This window comes from Bifidobacterium sp. W8104, from assembly GCF_016100735.1.
In the GTDB taxonomy this organism is placed as follows: Bacteria; Actinomycetota; Actinomycetes; order Actinomycetales; family Bifidobacteriaceae; genus Bombiscardovia; species Bombiscardovia choladohabitans.
In genome coordinates, this window is the sequence record NZ_JACFRW010000001.1 from 897,399 (window position 1) to 912,460 (window position 15,062).

8 protein-coding genes and 2 tRNA genes are annotated in these 15,062 nt (G+C 52.9%); 5 read left to right on the forward strand and 5 right to left on the reverse strand.

Features of this window, described 5'->3' with window-relative positions; all coding sequences use genetic code 11:
- Positions 1-249 precede the first annotated feature (249 nt).
- On the forward strand, positions 250-729 hold the full coding sequence (locus H3U89_RS03400) for a Dps family protein (RefSeq protein WP_015021094.1): 480 nt from the start codon (positions 250-252) through the stop codon (positions 727-729).
- A 490-nt stretch (positions 730-1,219) separates the two neighbouring features.
- Positions 1,220-2,596, forward strand: a complete 1,377-nt coding sequence (locus H3U89_RS03405) for a Na+/H+ antiporter NhaA (protein WP_198178494.1) — start codon at positions 1,220-1,222, stop codon at positions 2,594-2,596.
- Positions 2,597-2,705: 109 nt separating this feature from the next.
- Here the strand turns inward: H3U89_RS03405 and H3U89_RS03410 are convergent, their stop codons facing one another.
- The gene (locus tag H3U89_RS03410; RefSeq protein WP_198178493.1) at positions 2,706-3,473 is read right to left on the reverse strand and encodes an SDR family oxidoreductase; all 768 of its coding nucleotides are present in this window, start codon (positions 3,471-3,473) and stop codon (positions 2,706-2,708) included.
- 497 nt (positions 3,474-3,970) lie between these two features.
- Positions 3,971-4,579, reverse strand: coding sequence for a M48 family metallopeptidase (locus tag H3U89_RS03415; RefSeq protein ID WP_198178492.1), 609 nt, complete (start codon positions 4,577-4,579; stop codon positions 3,971-3,973).
- 104 nt (positions 4,580-4,683) lie between these two features.
- On the opposite strand from H3U89_RS03415, the gene H3U89_RS03420 reads away from it, so the two are divergent.
- Both H3U89_RS03420 and H3U89_RS03425 read left to right on the forward strand, forming a co-directional pair.
- Positions 4,684-4,757 (forward strand) — tRNA-Ile (locus tag H3U89_RS03420).
- 38 nt (positions 4,758-4,795) lie between these two features.
- A tRNA-Ala gene (locus H3U89_RS03425) sits at positions 4,796-4,868 on the forward strand.
- Positions 4,869-5,528: 660 nt separating this feature from the next.
- Here H3U89_RS03425 and H3U89_RS03430 read toward each other — a convergent pair.
- Positions 5,529-6,695, reverse strand: a complete 1,167-nt coding sequence (locus H3U89_RS03430) for an MrcB family domain-containing protein (RefSeq protein WP_198178491.1) — start codon at positions 6,693-6,695, stop codon at positions 5,529-5,531.
- A gap of 1,568 nt (positions 6,696-8,263) precedes the next feature.
- On the opposite strand from H3U89_RS03430, the gene H3U89_RS03435 reads away from it, so the two are divergent.
- Positions 8,264-10,738 (forward strand): DUF262 domain-containing protein, encoded by a 2,475-nt coding sequence (locus H3U89_RS03435; RefSeq protein ID WP_198178490.1) that lies wholly within the window; start codon positions 8,264-8,266, stop codon positions 10,736-10,738.
- A gap of 664 nt (positions 10,739-11,402) precedes the next feature.
- Here the strand turns inward: H3U89_RS03435 and H3U89_RS03440 are convergent.
- Both H3U89_RS03440 and H3U89_RS03445 read right to left on the reverse strand, forming a co-directional pair.
- A complete protein-coding gene (locus H3U89_RS03440) occupies positions 11,403-13,151 on the reverse strand; it encodes an amino acid ABC transporter ATP-binding/permease protein (RefSeq protein ID WP_198178489.1) in 1,749 nt (582 codons plus the stop codon).
- Positions 13,135-15,015, reverse strand: coding sequence for an ABC transporter ATP-binding protein/permease (locus tag H3U89_RS03445; protein WP_198178488.1), 1,881 nt, complete (start codon positions 15,013-15,015; stop codon positions 13,135-13,137). Before H3U89_RS03445 ends, H3U89_RS03440 begins: the two co-directional genes overlap by 17 nt.
- Between the last annotated feature and the right edge of the window lie 47 nt (positions 15,016-15,062).

Here is a 15,062-nt window from a genome sequence, read left to right on the forward strand (position 1 = left end):
CAATCTGACCGAGTCGACGCTACGACCGGAGCCTAGCTATGGTCCAACCGAATCCCAGCTGGCAGTCAGCCGGGGACCGTCCCACGCCAGTCAAGAAAAAATGACTGTCAGCGTAGCAGATGGTCCGTGAATGATTTCACTGGTTGATTCCCGCAAAATCCAAGCGTTTCCTTGCTTTTTCCTCTAGTCTGGAGATACAAGGTCGGGCTGACCCGACCGCAGGCATAATTTCATATTTAAGGAGCGATTATGGCATTGAACTTTACCGTACCGGGACTCGACGAAGCGACCAGCGAGAAGGTCATCGCCATCCTGCAGAGCCGTCTGAGCCAGGAACAGGAGACTGCCCTGATCCTCAAGCACGCCCATTGGAACATGAAGGGCAAGGAATTCATCGGCATTCATGAGATGATGGACCCCGAGGTTGATTCGGTGCTGAACATGGCCGACGAGACCGCCGAGCGTATCGCCACCCTGGGCGGCTCCCCCGCCGGACGGCCCGACGACATCATGAAGAACCGCGACTGGGATGGCATCACCATGACCGGGCGCCAGGATGCTCTGGACTACCTGAAGGCCCTGGACACCTACTACACCACCTTCATCAAGCGCGACCGCGAGGCCATCAAGGAGCTGGACGACCTGGACATCGTCAGCTCCAACATTCTGCAGGACCACGTGCAGGAGCTGGAGCACTTCCAGTGGTTCATGCGCAGCCACCTGTTCTGAGTTACTGAGTTACTGAGTTCTGAGAACTCATCGCTGCCTCCGATAGGCGGTATGCCAGCGGCCCTGCATCGCGAAAGGTGCGGGGCCGCTGGCATTTTCTCTGATTGAGATAGACACCGGACTTCAGGATAGAATTGACATTTGGGAGACGGCCGGGCGCTGCCTCATGCCGGGAAGACTGGTCGGCCACGGAAGACCGAACCCTACCCGCCCGACCAGGAGCATCATGCCGCCCACGCCTACATTCCCAACATTCTCTGTCAATCCACGTCGTCAGGATTACGACGATTCGAATCCACAACAGAATCTCAAACCTTTCAATCCCGGGCAGTCGGATTCCCGGTCATCAGACACCCAACCGAATTCCGGACCGTCGGATTCCAAGTCATCGAATGCCCAACCATCAAATCCACAGCGTGGGCAGGGTGGATCTGACAGGGACCGACACAACCGACTTCATCCTTCAAACTTCTTCGCAGCTCTGTCATCCTTGGCTGAAAATGATCGGATCACCGGGCTATTCATGATGGTCTGCGCCCTGGCCGGGCTGATCCTGGCCAATCTGCCAGAGACCGGGCCGGGGCTGAACGCTCTTGCCGCTTGGATTCCTCTGGACCTGCCCGGTGGACTGAACCTGTCTCTCAAGGACTGGATACAGGACGGGCTGCTGACCATATTCTTCCTGACCATGGGTCTTGATCTGCGCCAGGAGGCTGCCACGGGCACTCTGCGCGACCACAGGCAGGTCCTGCTGCCCATGCTGGCCGCTCTGGGCGGTGTGGCCGTACCCATCCTGATCTACTGCCTGTTCAACCTGGGCTCCCCCGCTGGTTTGCGTGGCTGGGCTGTCCCAACGGCCACCGATGTGGCCTTCTCCCTGGCGGCTCTGCAACTGCTCCTGCCCAAGGCCGGGCCCGCCCTGCAGGCCTTTTTGATGACCCTGGCCATCTTCGACGACCTGATCGGCGTCCTGCTGATCGCCTTGGGCTACTCCAGCTTGGGGCAACCGAGCTGGTTGCTTGCCTGCCTGGCCGGCCTAGTGGTCTGGGCCCTGCTGGTCCGAGCGGTGAGCCGTTCCGCCCGGCTCTGGCGACCCTTGGTATTTCTCTGCTTGTTGGGCGCCCTTGGGGGCGGTCTGCTGGCCTGGTACAGCCTCTTCAAGACTGGAATCCACCCGGTGCTGGCGGGAGTGGCGATGGGCCTATTGACCCCTGTTGCCAGGCCGAATGCGGCCAAAGCGGAAGCAACAGAAGCGGAAGAGCCTTCGGCCAATACCGCGCCGGACATAACTGAGCCAAGCGAGCACCGGCCAACCGAGACAGAACCATCCGAGACAGAACCGACCGAGACCAATCCACCAGGGACCAGTCAAGCTAATACCGAACCAGCTGGGTTCGAACCAACTGTGATTGAGCCAAGCCGCAACCCGACGTCATCACCGGCTGAACGGCTGGACCACTTCCTGACCCCTTTGAGCGCCCTGGTAGTCCTGCCCGTGTTCGCCTTTTTCTCGCTGTCCATCTCCCTGGATCAGCTGGGACCCGGACTGCTGACGGACCGGGTCTTTTGGGGCGCCACGGTGGGACTGGCCTTGGGCAAGCCCCTGGGGATCATAACCATGCTGATCCTGGCAGGTCATCTGGGGCTGCGGACACCGGCCGGCGCCACGACCGGGAACTTGATCGGCCTCTGCCAGCTCTGCGGAATCGGCTTCACCATGTCCTTCCTGATCGCCAACCTGGCTTTCGCCGGATCCCCGCACCTGGAATCAGCCCTGCTGGGCGTGCTGGCAGGGTCGATCCTGTCCGTACTCATCGTGGCCGTCGGCACCATTCCCGGTCGACTGCGTTCCGCCAGGCACACATAGGCTTAGCTGCCAAGACTCAACCTCCGCCGACCCGGTTCCTGCCAGAAGCAACCTGCCAAGCTCGGTTTCTGACAGAATCAGTTTTGACAGCATCGGTCCCTTACCAGGCTCAGTTACGACGGTAAAGCTTGGTGTAGGAGCCTTCGGCCCGGGGACGGACCACGATTTGGTCAATGTCCACAGTGTCGGGCTGCTCCAGGGCCCAGGTGACGCATCCGGCGATGTCGTCGGCGGTCAGCGGGTCGGGCACCCCTGCGTAGACCGCATCGGCCCGGTCGCTATCGCCGCCAAACCGCTTCAGGGAGAACTCGTCGGTGTGGACCAGACCAGGGGCAATGTCGACCACGCGCACTGGCTCGCCGATCAGCTCCAGCCGCAGAATGCGGGCCATGACCCGTTCCGCCGCTTTGGAAGCGCAGTATCCGCCGCCGCCCTCGTAGGGCTCGATGCCTGCCGTGGAGGAGATGACCAGGACCGTGCCCTCCGACTCTTTCAGGGCCGGGAGCAGCTTCTGGATGACCCGCAGGGTGCCGATGACGTTCAGCTCGTACATGCCGCGCCAATCGTCCAGGCTGGAGGTAGCCACCGGATCCTTGCCGAAGGCCGCGCCGGCGCAGTTGACCAGAGCTTTGACCGGACCGCCCTTGAGCACAGCATCGACGGCAGCCTGGGTGGAGTCCTCGTCGGTCACGTCGCAGACCTCATAGGTAAAGTTTTGACCCAGCTGGTCGGCCAAAGCCTTGAGATTGTCTTCGCGTCGGGCCAGGCCGACCACCTTCCAGCCCTTGTCCACCAAGGCACGCGCACTGGCCTGGCCGATGCCGCTGGAGGCGCCGGTCACCACGGCGCGCTTGATTGTCTTCTTGGATTCCGTCATTTCAACTGCTCCTTCATGATCTATTGCCCCGGATCGGCTCCACACGCGCCTCCGAGTCGCAGGGAGCCTGCCTAACTGCTGCAGGATCGCCCCTCTTCTTTAACGCTAGCGCACCAGCAGGGGCTGCGGCAGTCTCCCGTCGGTCTTCGATGACAAATGTGGTGCATTACACCAGACTTGAGTAAGTAGGATCAGAACGAATCAATGGCAGATTAGTTGAATCTGAATAGATCAAAGCCAAATCGGGCTGAATCAGACCGCATAGTCAGGTTAGATCATGATAGACAGGACAATCAAAAATCAATCCAACTTCGCACCAGATGGCCCAGGAGGGGTTCGGGCGCGAAATCATCAGCACGGATGATGCCACAGGTTCGTAATTTACAAGCTCCCCGTCCACAAGTTCAGGACTCATGAGGAGTGTATGACTCCAAGAGTCATGAATCTAGAAGTCATGGATCTCGAAGTCATAACTTCAGACGTCTAAGCTTTGCGGGTCACAAAGCCAGATAGCGGTTAAGACGACGACGGCGCTCGGTCCAGTCAGGCATATAGTGATTCATCCGCGCACGGAAGCCCGAGCCGTGACCGTGCTCGTAGAGGTGGGTCAGCTCATGAACCAACACATACTCCAGCAGGTCAGGATCCAGCCAGGCCAAGTCGGTGTTGAGCCGGATGCTGGCAGTGGCAGGGGTGCAGGAACCCCAGCGGGTTTTCATCTTCCGCAGACTGACGCGCTCAGGCCGGCGACCTACCACAGGGACCCACCGATCCAGCAGAGTCGGCAGCCTATCCTGGAGAATTCTCTTGGCTTCGGCCTCAGACCGGTCCGGCGACAGCTGACCATCGGCTCCGGGTTGGGCGTAGACATCGCGTGAGCGGGCCAGACGTTCTCTAGTGGTTGCGATCCAGCGGCGCTTACCGTCAATAAAGGCGCGGATCTGGTCATCGCTCAGCTTTAGAGGTGCCGTCACTTCCAGATGGCCGTCAGGCGGCTTGACCCGCAGATAGACATTGGTGATCCGCTTCCTGATGACCAGAACCGTCTCGCCCCCGACCTCCAGCTGCTCCGACCTGACTGGTTCCGCACGCCGTTTCCGCCTCATAACTCCCATTCTTCCGCCAAGACGCGACGCGACGCCGCCGAGATTGACTTGAGGGGACACTATGGTAAGCTATCCATTTGTGTGATTCTTCGGTCACACGGCATGGGCCTGTAGCTCAGCTGGTTAGAGCGCATCCCTGATAAGGATGAGGTCGGAGGTTCAAGTCCTCCCAGGCCCACGCATTTCTTGCGTGGTTGAAGTTCTTTACACATTTACGGGGCTATGGCGCAGCTGGTAGCGCATCTGCTTTGCAAGCAGAGGGTCGCCGGTTCGAATCCGGCTAGCTCCACTTGAAAGATGTGAGATTATTGAATTTTTAAAACCTCATATCTGACTGGTGTTATTGATTGATACGACGGTTCATGATTACCAGAGGTCTAGACTCATACACATTACTTGCCACCAATGCGAGAGACTCATTCCGCTCTCCTCCGTGCCACTTACTCGTACGCTGGGGAGTCATAATCGTGCATAGCAGTTGCGGTATGGATTATTGTCTGCTGGTTTACGAGTAGATATATGATCGCTAACCATCAACTTCTATACCCGCTTTCATAATGCCGTAATTGGTTCAACACAGCTACGTCATCATCTGCATCATGACAACTCACAAAGAAAATTTAGACAGGATTCCCCTCGAATTACTAGCCTTTTGCAATTAACCTCAATTGGTACCGAATGATGCAAAATAAGGCTAATCGCTAGCGCCGCGTGCCATAACAGCTGAGTTCTCCAAGAGAACCCAGGAAATCCCGCTGAACCATCCGAAAAAATATATTAGAAGTCGAAATCGACCACCTAGGCGAGGCTCAAGTTGCTAGACGTAGCATCAACTCTCATAATGAAAGACTAATTTTGAAGAAAATAGAATCGGTGCCCAACGCGCCAAATTAAAACCTGCAGATAATGGAATACACCCATCTTATGATCCCCGTCCCGAGCTGCTACATCAACTTATTTCCGCATTATAACTATTCGGGGTAAGAACAAGATGTTGCACTTCAGCTCCTGTGATCTTGTAATAACCGGGATGCCTGCCATCGATATCGAATAGTCGGAGAAGCATAAATTGCTCACCGTCTTCTCTGGCATGTCTAAGTTCATTGGCTGATATATGAAAAGAGGTATGTTCACTTTTTTTCTCTGTAGCCTTTACCTCGACATGCAGCTCCTCACCAACAGCGGACCCAGAAACTCGAATATCAAATCCCGCTCCGTCATCTGTAGCGGACACATGCAATATTTCGCACGACGGATACAAGTGCTTCAACAGTCTCATCGCCATCTGCTCGCCTTTTTCTCCCGAACGCTTTCTCTGTTTCTGCATAAGCTCATAATCAGGCTTATAGGGGGCGCTTCTCCTAGGCCGAGCAGATGGTGCCCGTGGGGCAGAACCGGGGAAAGGGACCTCTCTAAACTCATCAACCGGCACTAGCTCAGAAAAATCATGCAAAATGCTGGACACGCTGTCGCTCGTCTCGCAAACTTCTGGAATCAGGGCCTGATATTGATCGAACGGATTAGCATTGTTCTCGCCTATGAACATATCCACCAAACTGGTATAAACCTTCAACATGCATTCGAGATCCTTTTCCAGCTGGTCTTCACCTGGTAACGATCCGGCCGCGTAATACAGTCCACAGATGTGTCCCTGCTCGTACCCCCTAGCCAGGTCATCATTATGACCAGAACATGCTAAATCAATAGATGTACGCAAACCGACAGGAACATCCCTTCTCCGCTTCAACGTGTCCCATATCCTTTCGGACACCCTGCGTATATTCTCTCTACCTATCACGCCTTGTTTGCTGAATGGCTGCCACGCCTGATTCAGCGACAGATATACCCCACTCATATCAGTCTTGAACAGGTAGACCAGATAATATCCCTTGCTCGCTTTATTGGTTACTCTTTCATCAAATATGCAGAACCATGGCACCTGCGCTTTTCCGCCGGAACCTGCCGAACCTTTTACCTTACGCTGCTCATAAGCGGAAGGAAGACTAGCGGATATTTCTTCTTTATATTTTACTCTCATATCATAAGCCACCTCCTTAAAATCCTTTGTAGAGAGATACCGATCCATCACTTCGGAGAGGACATTCCTTATTCCCATATGCTTCAACACCCCTTATCGCTATTGATATGATGGGACCATATTTAATAAATCATCATACAGTGACGACACAAATATTGATCGACAAAACCGAGCTTTTTAGAAAGCAATTTGTTTTGGTACTAGGTCAAAATAGATAATCAAATAATCTGCATCAGGTAAGTCTCTTTCGTCCCATCGAAAATTATTCAATACAAATCAATTTTTTTGATATATTATATAGATTGTCTTTTTTATAGGAAATCATGCAGGTAGTGCTTCCCATCCGCTACCACAGTTATTCAGGTGTTCGATAAAATTTAGCATTCTATAGCTGTTGCTAACGAGGCACAAAAGGCTCACAATTTTATAGATCTAGAAAAAGCTGAGGGATATATACAAATATATGTTTCGCGACCACGCACTTAGGCCGACATCTTAACCGCTAAAGCATCTTAGCGGGTTGGAATGAAAGGAAAATAAGGTTACCGCTCACTATACCCATTTTTTGGGTACCTTGTCCGACATTGAAAACGAATACTATCATGGCATTCGCTCAGTCCGAGCACAGCTCCTTACTGCTCCTAAGCAATGGACAAACTCTCATGCTTTGCATTCGGTATCCGACTTTTACTCTCGTGAACATCAAGGCTAGATCGATGTCTGATGCTCTTAATTTGCTGAGCAACAGTGAATTTTAAGCTTTCTAGCACTGATTTCTATTATTCTAAAGCCATAGTCTGTTTCATCTTTACTGAAAGCAGACAACCACCGTTCCTGGATTACAAACTGTGCAGTGTGTTCGTCATCCATAGAAATCTATCGTCTAGATCCTTATATAATCATCTCAATTCCCACTAATTCTTATCTTTTTGACGATTGTCAAATACCTTGGTGATGTTTAAGCTCAATAGCCTGTCTATGTATGATTCGCTCCCTGGCGATCTAGAGTGATTGCGGGAAACTCACGTATATGGACAATTTATTGATGTCTATCTTCGGACTTTGCTATAGAAGAGACCCGCTTGCGAGCAATTCACCACAGACGGTGGGAAATAGACTGCAGAAGCTAAAATCGGAGCAATCGAACGAAAACAACAGCGCCATCACGCTCACTAATGTCAGTGGGGAAACAGCCGCAGCCATCAGCATCAGATTCAAACCAGACATCAAGGCTGAGCTGACATCCGGACTCAAAAATACAAACGAACCTGTTGACCTCGCTACGCGGATACCAATGCTCGAACCACAAACAAAGGCATACGCGTTCAATAGCAAAAACTATTCTTTACGGAGCTGCGCGCAGCAGTAAACCAGCCAGAGCAAACGGTTCGTATTGAACGGAACGACAGCACTGGGAAACACTATAAGGACGACAGCCTTAAACTCGACTTCAACCACCAAATCATCAAAAGAAAAACGGAATAGTCGTTGAGCATGACGCGAATAGAACACAACAAATCAGACAAGAAACGGTGCACATTCAGAAGAGCTAATCCATAGACATGCATATTAGGATGAATTTCCTGCAAAGAGCTATATTTATTGTGAGGTAAGCAATAAGAAATTCAATGACGACGGGGACTGACATGAATACATTAGATGCTCCAACAGATAGCGCAGAAGATCAGATTGAACCTTCAATGGAAACTCTCGGTAATCTATTTGTACCTGGGATTGATAAATGCTTCATAATACCTCAGTACCAGCGCGACTATAGCTGGAACAACAAAAATAAAAATCACCAGGTTGAGCAATTCTTTACGGATATAGTGGACCGACTTCAATTTCGTAACGACAACGGCTCTATACGCCCTATCTGTCAATCTTACTTTGTCGGCACCATGATTTTTAAGGGCATCTGGAATATAAACTCAGGCTCATTAGAAGTTATTGATGGACAGCAGAGATTGACAACAACATATTTATTCCTCGGAGCTCTTAGTAATCGTTTTGCCGACACAGCGAATGACATTCAGAATCAAATTGCAGCAATACTAGGTTCCGACAATCCCTCACAAAAGTGGGAAGATCTAATTTCACAGTATCGTAACTATGGTAAGGCAATTAGAGATGATCGCCTGAGAACGCCAAAGACACCATATAAAAATCATACCGACTGTCGATTAAAAATCGAAACTGGCGAAGACGTTATGAACACGCTTATATTTAAGGACCAGGCAGCGGCAAAGTGCCTAAAGCCAAAATGCGAAGCCGAGAAGAATCTAATCGAGGCATACAAATACATATACACTAATCTCGGCATTGAATCGCTTGCTAACAATCCTACATTTAACGAACTTCTCTCCTTCCCTGATGACGAGGATGGTCATATTGGTGTCGAAAATCTGTATCAGAAGTACAGCAATTACTCAACAATCCTCTATGGTATTAGAGAACAGCTTTGTACACCTGCCGTAGCAATTTTGAGTACACGTTCTGAAAAACAAAGTAATGAGATCTTCGAATCTCTCAATTCTAAAGGAAAAGAACTTGAGCCTGTTGATCTCATAAAGAATAATATTTTCGAGCGTATTACGAAAAATCCACCCTATGAAGCTTATGAACTCTGGGGCAGTATCAAACAATGCCTATCAGCATACGACCCGAAGTCCGGATCGATAGCAGACACATGGGTCAATCTCGAACAGTTCTTTTATCTTTTTTGGATTGCTGTTGAAGACCCTAAGGTGGGTCGCAATAAATTATACGATGATTATAAGGATACATATGACCAGGCAAGCAAAACAGAATTAAAAGAAATTTTGGAACGTGCAGTCGATTTCGCACCTGATGTATCTGCGCTGTACAATACGGACCTTCTACAGAGAGGTGAAATTCCACGCGACTATCTTGAGCACGCTAAAGAAGGGATACATTATCTGGTAAAAATACAAGTTGCCAAACAAAGCTTTCCTCTTCTTGCGAGTGCATTACACGCATGCCGGAAAAAGGCACTGAAACCCGCAGTGCTGATAGAACTGATAGATTACCTCGCTGTAGCTTTCTTATTCTTAACCTTTAGAAATATAAGGGGGAGTAAGTATACCGGCATATTGCAGGACACGGCTCACTGCTTAGCTAATTGCGCCCGAAAAGGCTATCTAGATGAGAGCCTACGGAACGAAATGACAGCATGGTATATCCGAAACCTCGAAGATGAGATCTCCGATATTATTGGGAAAATTTCAGATGAAGATATAGAGGAAATGATACATGCTGACGGAGGTTTTGAGTACAGCAATAAAGACGAAGATAACACGTCTCGTGCAAAAGTTAGATATTTACTCCGTATACGTTGTTACCGAAAGATACTGAATCAAAAAGATAAAGGTGCAGGTACTGAGTCGAGTTTCTCTTGGAATGTCGAACACATTTTGCCAGACAGTAAAGAGCAACATTCAATTACCCACCAGTTAGGTAATCTTATATGGCTAGATAAAGCCACCAATGACGAGTGCAAAGACAAAAAGGTCATTGATAAAATCAAGATATACCAGGAAAAAGCAGCAAATCCAGAAATTGCTGAGATGACTGACTTTTTCCGCGATTTATGCGGTGATGAAGAACAGCAAAAAAATGCAATCGAAAAAAGATCAAGAAGGATCTTGTATGAATTGTATTCAGAGGTTGTGAAAAAATCGTCGACTAGGGACTCCTCGGGGAGAGAAATTCCGAAGCAACGAGCAAATCCTTATTATAAAGACCGCCTTGATCACTTCATTAATGCTAAAGGTAAAAGATATCAATTTGATATAGCAAAAAACCACTGGTTCCATACTTTCGCTTCTGAATTCGTTTGTGAATCGGAGAGCGAGGATGACGAACGACACATCATACCGCTCCCAAACACTAAACCATTTACTCTCCCACTAATCAGGTTGACTAGAAAATCAGGGATAAACAAAATTGATGATCTAATAAAGTATGTGAATACCCAATTAAATAACAATTGTACTTTCCGACGCATAGGTAAACAAAGTCAGTCACAGAAGAACCTTGGTGCGTACATAATTAAAATGCTAGAAACATACAAAAGCTACCTGCTTTTAGACGAGAACTAATTAGCAAAATAACATAGCTTCTAATTGCTTCCGATACTTCGATGGCAGACTAGAAAAGGCCGCATTAAATACCAATTCCTGAATTTAGTGCGGCCTTTCAAAATTTAGGCTCTAAAATGTAGCCGGTGTCTATTCACATCATTGACAAGGTTAAGTCGCATCGGCACTTATTGTTTACTGGCCGCAGTCCTCTTTTCCCACAATAGACAGGTCTGCACTGCCACACCATGAGCGCAAAATATGATTAAAACTCATCATCAACTAATCGTCTTACCAGAGCTTTCGATGTGCGCAATCTACTCAGATCAGCAACAGTTAAAAAAGATACTAGTTGCGCCAATCAGAATAACTGCAACTTACCAAGTGTTAATGCAGACTGAGTTTTATTGTCCTCAGGTAAGTGCCAAAGGTCACAGGATAGATGATCAAGGTCTAAATTTTAATTGATACCAAACACAGACCACTACGCTTAGCGCACGCATCATTCGAGTCCATCGGCATAGAAATCTTCCCGTGCCTCGACGCTCAATTGAAGACAGAAGGTCCATGAGTGGACTCGTTGTTCCTCCGATTAACTGGCAAGGACATGAACCAGTATCCGCAGCCGCATGAGAACATTAAGCGTATAAGTCAATGCTGAGCCAGCACGCCGCATATTTAAGATTCAGACAGAGACTAGTCTGCCATCCTGCAGTGTTAGCAGACGGTCAACCCTGGCAAGGACCGAGGGGCGATGGGAGACGATCAGACAGGTACGGTCACCCTTTCGCTCAATCAGCTTGGTCAGAACACGGCCCTCTAAGAGGGCGTCCATGTTGCTGGTGGGCTCATCCAGGAGCATGAAGGGCGCCGAGCTCAAAAAGGCGCGAGCCAGGGCCACTCGTTGCCGCTGCCCCTCGGACAGATCCGAGCCGTTGTCAGTAAGCAGATGATCCAAGCCGTCGGGCAGCTGGTCAATCAGATCATCCAGGCAGGCGTCATGAGCTGCCTGCTCAATGTCCGCTCTGCTGGCATCGGGCCGAGCCAAGGTGATGTTATCTGCCAGCGTGAGACTGAATATGTAGGTGTCCTGGCTCACCAGAGTCTGCTGGGCGCGCAGGTCGGCGGTGCGAATGGTCTCGATAGGCAGGCCGGAAACCGTCAGATCCCCGCCACTGCGCTCCTGGAACCGCATTAGCAGGTCGATCAGAGTGGACTTGCCGACCCCGTTGGCGCCTTGAATGCCGATCAGCTCGCCAGGCTTGATGGAAAGATCCAGATTATCCAAAACCGTAATTCGACCACCATGTTCACCCGAGTGAGTCTTGCCCGTGTCAGTCTTGCCGGCATAGGAGAAGGAAACTGCCCTGGCCTCCTCTCCGGTGAACTCAGTCAGGGGATTCCCATGATCGGATTCCACCTCACGTACAGGCGGCTCCTTGTCCAAAAGCGAGAAAACCCGTCGGGCCGCGGCCAATGTGGGCTGCAGGCCAGCGCCTAGCCGGGCCACAGGTATCAAGGGGGCAAAGGAGGAGAGGAAGCCGACCAGTCCGAGCATTCCCCGGGCAGGATCCACCAACCCCGCCGAACCTAGATAGCAGGCCATCAGAGTGAAGACTCCAGCGCAGATCAGAGTGACCACGTTGGTGACCATGTCGTTGGTGATGGTCCGCCCAGAGGTGCGCCCCCGGACATCCAGCATCTGATCCGTGGCAGCTCCCACCCGGCGACGGGTGTTACCGAGGGCGCCCAGCCCCGCCAGTTCGGTGCGACCCTGCAGGGTCTCCAGAAGTAGAGAGTGCAAATTGGCTTGGGCCGTTCGCTCCTGCATGGCCACCTTGAAGGTGGGCCTGGCGCTCAGGATGGGGATGAGCAGGCCGACAATCAGGTAGGAGACCAGGGCGACTAGACCCATCCAAGGTGAGAGCCAGGTGAGCAGGGCCAAATTGGCCAGAGAGGTCACCAGGGCGATGGCGATGGGTGAAAGGGTGTGGGCGTAGAAAATCTCCAGCAGCTCGATGTCGTTGGTGATCACCGTCACCATGTCTCCGCGCGCCTGGTCCCGCAGGCCGGCCGGGGCCAGGGACCGCATCTTGTCGAAGACCGTCGTGCGGATGTCGCGGAGCATGCTGAAGGCCATCTCGTGGTTGTAGTACTGCTCCCCATAGGCCATGACCCCACGGCTGAGAGCAGTCAGAACCGCCACCAGGGCCCAGACGACCCACTGGCCATTCAACGGGGGCCAGTCCGTGACCAGACCGATCAGGGCCGCAGCGGCAGCCATCACGCTCCAGACCGCGAAGAGGTGGCCCAGGCTGCCGCAAAGGATGGCCTTGCCCTCCGTGCCAGCGAGAGGTTTCATCAGCCGGGCCATGCGGCGCATCATCGTCAGGTTGCTCGTTGTCTGCTGCATGTCGTCACTCCCCGTCCTCATACTGGGCCTGCTCCTTCCACTGGGCCGCAAATCCGCCCCCGGCATCCATCAGATCACGGAAACCGCCGCTTTCCACCAGACGGCCCCCTTGCAAGAAGAGAATGGAATCGGCATTGCGAACCCCGGCTAGGCGGTGGGTGATGGTCAGGACCAGGGTCTCCTTGCCCAGCGCATCCATCAGAGCAGCCAGAGTGGCGTCATGTTCACGGTCCACGGCGCTGGTAGCCTCGTCGAAGATGTAGACGGGGGAACGCCGCAGGAGTCCGCGGGCAATGGACAGGCGCTGGCGCTGCCCTCCAGATAGGTTGCCTCCCTCAGGATCAATAGGAGCGTCCAGCCCGCCCTTGCTCTGGACAAGACCGGTCAGGCCGACCTGGTCCAGCGCATCCTGCAGCTCCCAATCCGAGTAGCCCAGTCCGGCCGGATCGAGATTCGACCTGATGGTTCCGGTGAAGAGGTGATCGGTTCCCCGAACCACGGTCTGTAGGCCGACCAGATCCTCGCGAGACAGGTCGCTGATCTGGCGCCCGCCAATGGTCAGCTCTCCGGTATACCCCTGAAGGCGCCCGGACAGCAGACCCGCCAGGGTGCTCTTGCCGGAGCCCGAGGCACCGACTAAGCCCACATGCCCCTTGTCCGGCAGGTCGAAGTTCAGATCGGTCAGAGCCTGGAAGCCGTCAGGATAGGTGTAGGTCAAATCGCGAGCGCGAATGCCCAACGAATCGTCGCCAGACATATCCGCCTGATCTGCTTGCTTCGAAGCGGATTCCGAGTCAGACTCCCGAACTGCTACCTCAGAAGTTTCGAGACTCGCTTCCGGAGCCGTCTCCGAACCCGTACTCTTGCGTGACTCAGGAGTCGTACCCGGAGCCGCTGACTCCCCGTCGCTCCCCTGCCGAGCTTGGAGAATATCGTCGATGGCCTTGCCCTGCTTGATGGCGACCATGCCAGAATGCATCATGTAGACCAGCTGCCGCTCAGGGGCGAAGAGCCGGACCCCAGCCAGGGCAACAACCAGGCAGGACAGCACTCGAGCGGGCCCGCCCTGCCCGATCAGGACCGTCGCTGCAACCGCCAGAATAAGGCTGGTGTAGATGACCACGTCGGCCTTGATCAGCGAGCGCAGCTGCCCGCCCAGGACCCCCATGGTTATCCGGCGAAACCCCTCGGACTCCTCGGCCAGGTCATCAGCCTGCCGCTGGTCTGCCCCGAAGATCTTCAAAGTGTTGAGCCCCCTCAGGGCATGCTCGAAGTGGACGCCGACCTTGTCGTACTTGCGCAACTGGCCCAGCTGCACCTTGATGTTCTCGCCCATGGTGGGCTTGGAGGCCAGGGGCAGGGCCACCATGCCGATCACGACGATCACCGCAGCCAGCGGACTGACAGGCAGGAGGACAGCCAGCGCCACGACCAGCATCAGGGCGGTCTGGACCAGGGCCGGAATGTAGGCCGTGAAGTAGGAGACGACCGACTTGACCCCCTCGGTCGAAAGCCTGGCCAGGGTCTGCGCCGGAACGCCCAGGTCGTCCTCCTGCCTATTGGGGTCAAACACGGACAGGTAGAGGGCCTGGGAGAGCGCCTTGCCCATCCCATCAGCCAGCCGGGCGCTGACGGACCTGGCGACCGCCTGGGCCAGGAGCCGAACCAGGATCAGCCCGCCTATCAGCGCCGCCAAGGGTCCGGGCCGACCAGGCACCCAGGCAAGGGCATGAGGGACAGGCAGGCCAAGGGAACGGCCCACGGCCGCGATGGCCACCGGCAGGAGGAGGACCTCCGCCAACGCGCCGATCGTCTGCAGGAGGGCCAGCAGGAGGCTGGCGCCCATCCTGGCTCCCGGTAGATGAAGTAGTCGCTTGCTGATCATGCCTGTTCTCCGTGCCGCCTTTCTGATACGCCCCTCTCAGTGGACAC

Excerpts from the sequence above, each read along its gene's own strand:
- H3U89_RS03400 (WP_015021094.1), top strand. The coding sequence starts at position 250 with ATGGCATTGAACTTTACCGTACCGGGACTCGACGAAGCGACCAGCGAG.
- H3U89_RS03410 (WP_198178493.1), bottom strand. The coding sequence starts at position 3,473 with ATGACGGAATCCAAGAAGACAATCAAGCGCGCCGTGGTGACCGGCGCC.
- H3U89_RS03415 (WP_198178492.1), bottom strand. The coding sequence starts at position 4,579 with ATGAGGCGGAAACGGCGTGCGGAACCAGTCAGGTCGGAGCAGCTGGAG.
- H3U89_RS03430 (WP_198178491.1), bottom strand. The coding sequence starts at position 6,695 with ATGGGAATAAGGAATGTCCTCTCCGAAGTGATGGATCGGTATCTCTCT.
- H3U89_RS03435 (WP_198178490.1), top strand. The coding sequence starts at position 8,264 with ATGAATACATTAGATGCTCCAACAGATAGCGCAGAAGATCAGATTGAA.
- H3U89_RS03440 (WP_198178489.1), bottom strand. The coding sequence starts at position 13,151 with ATGAGGACGGGGAGTGACGACATGCAGCAGACAACGAGCAACCTGACG.
- H3U89_RS03445 (WP_198178488.1), bottom strand. The coding sequence starts at position 15,015 with ATGATCAGCAAGCGACTACTTCATCTACCGGGAGCCAGGATGGGCGCC.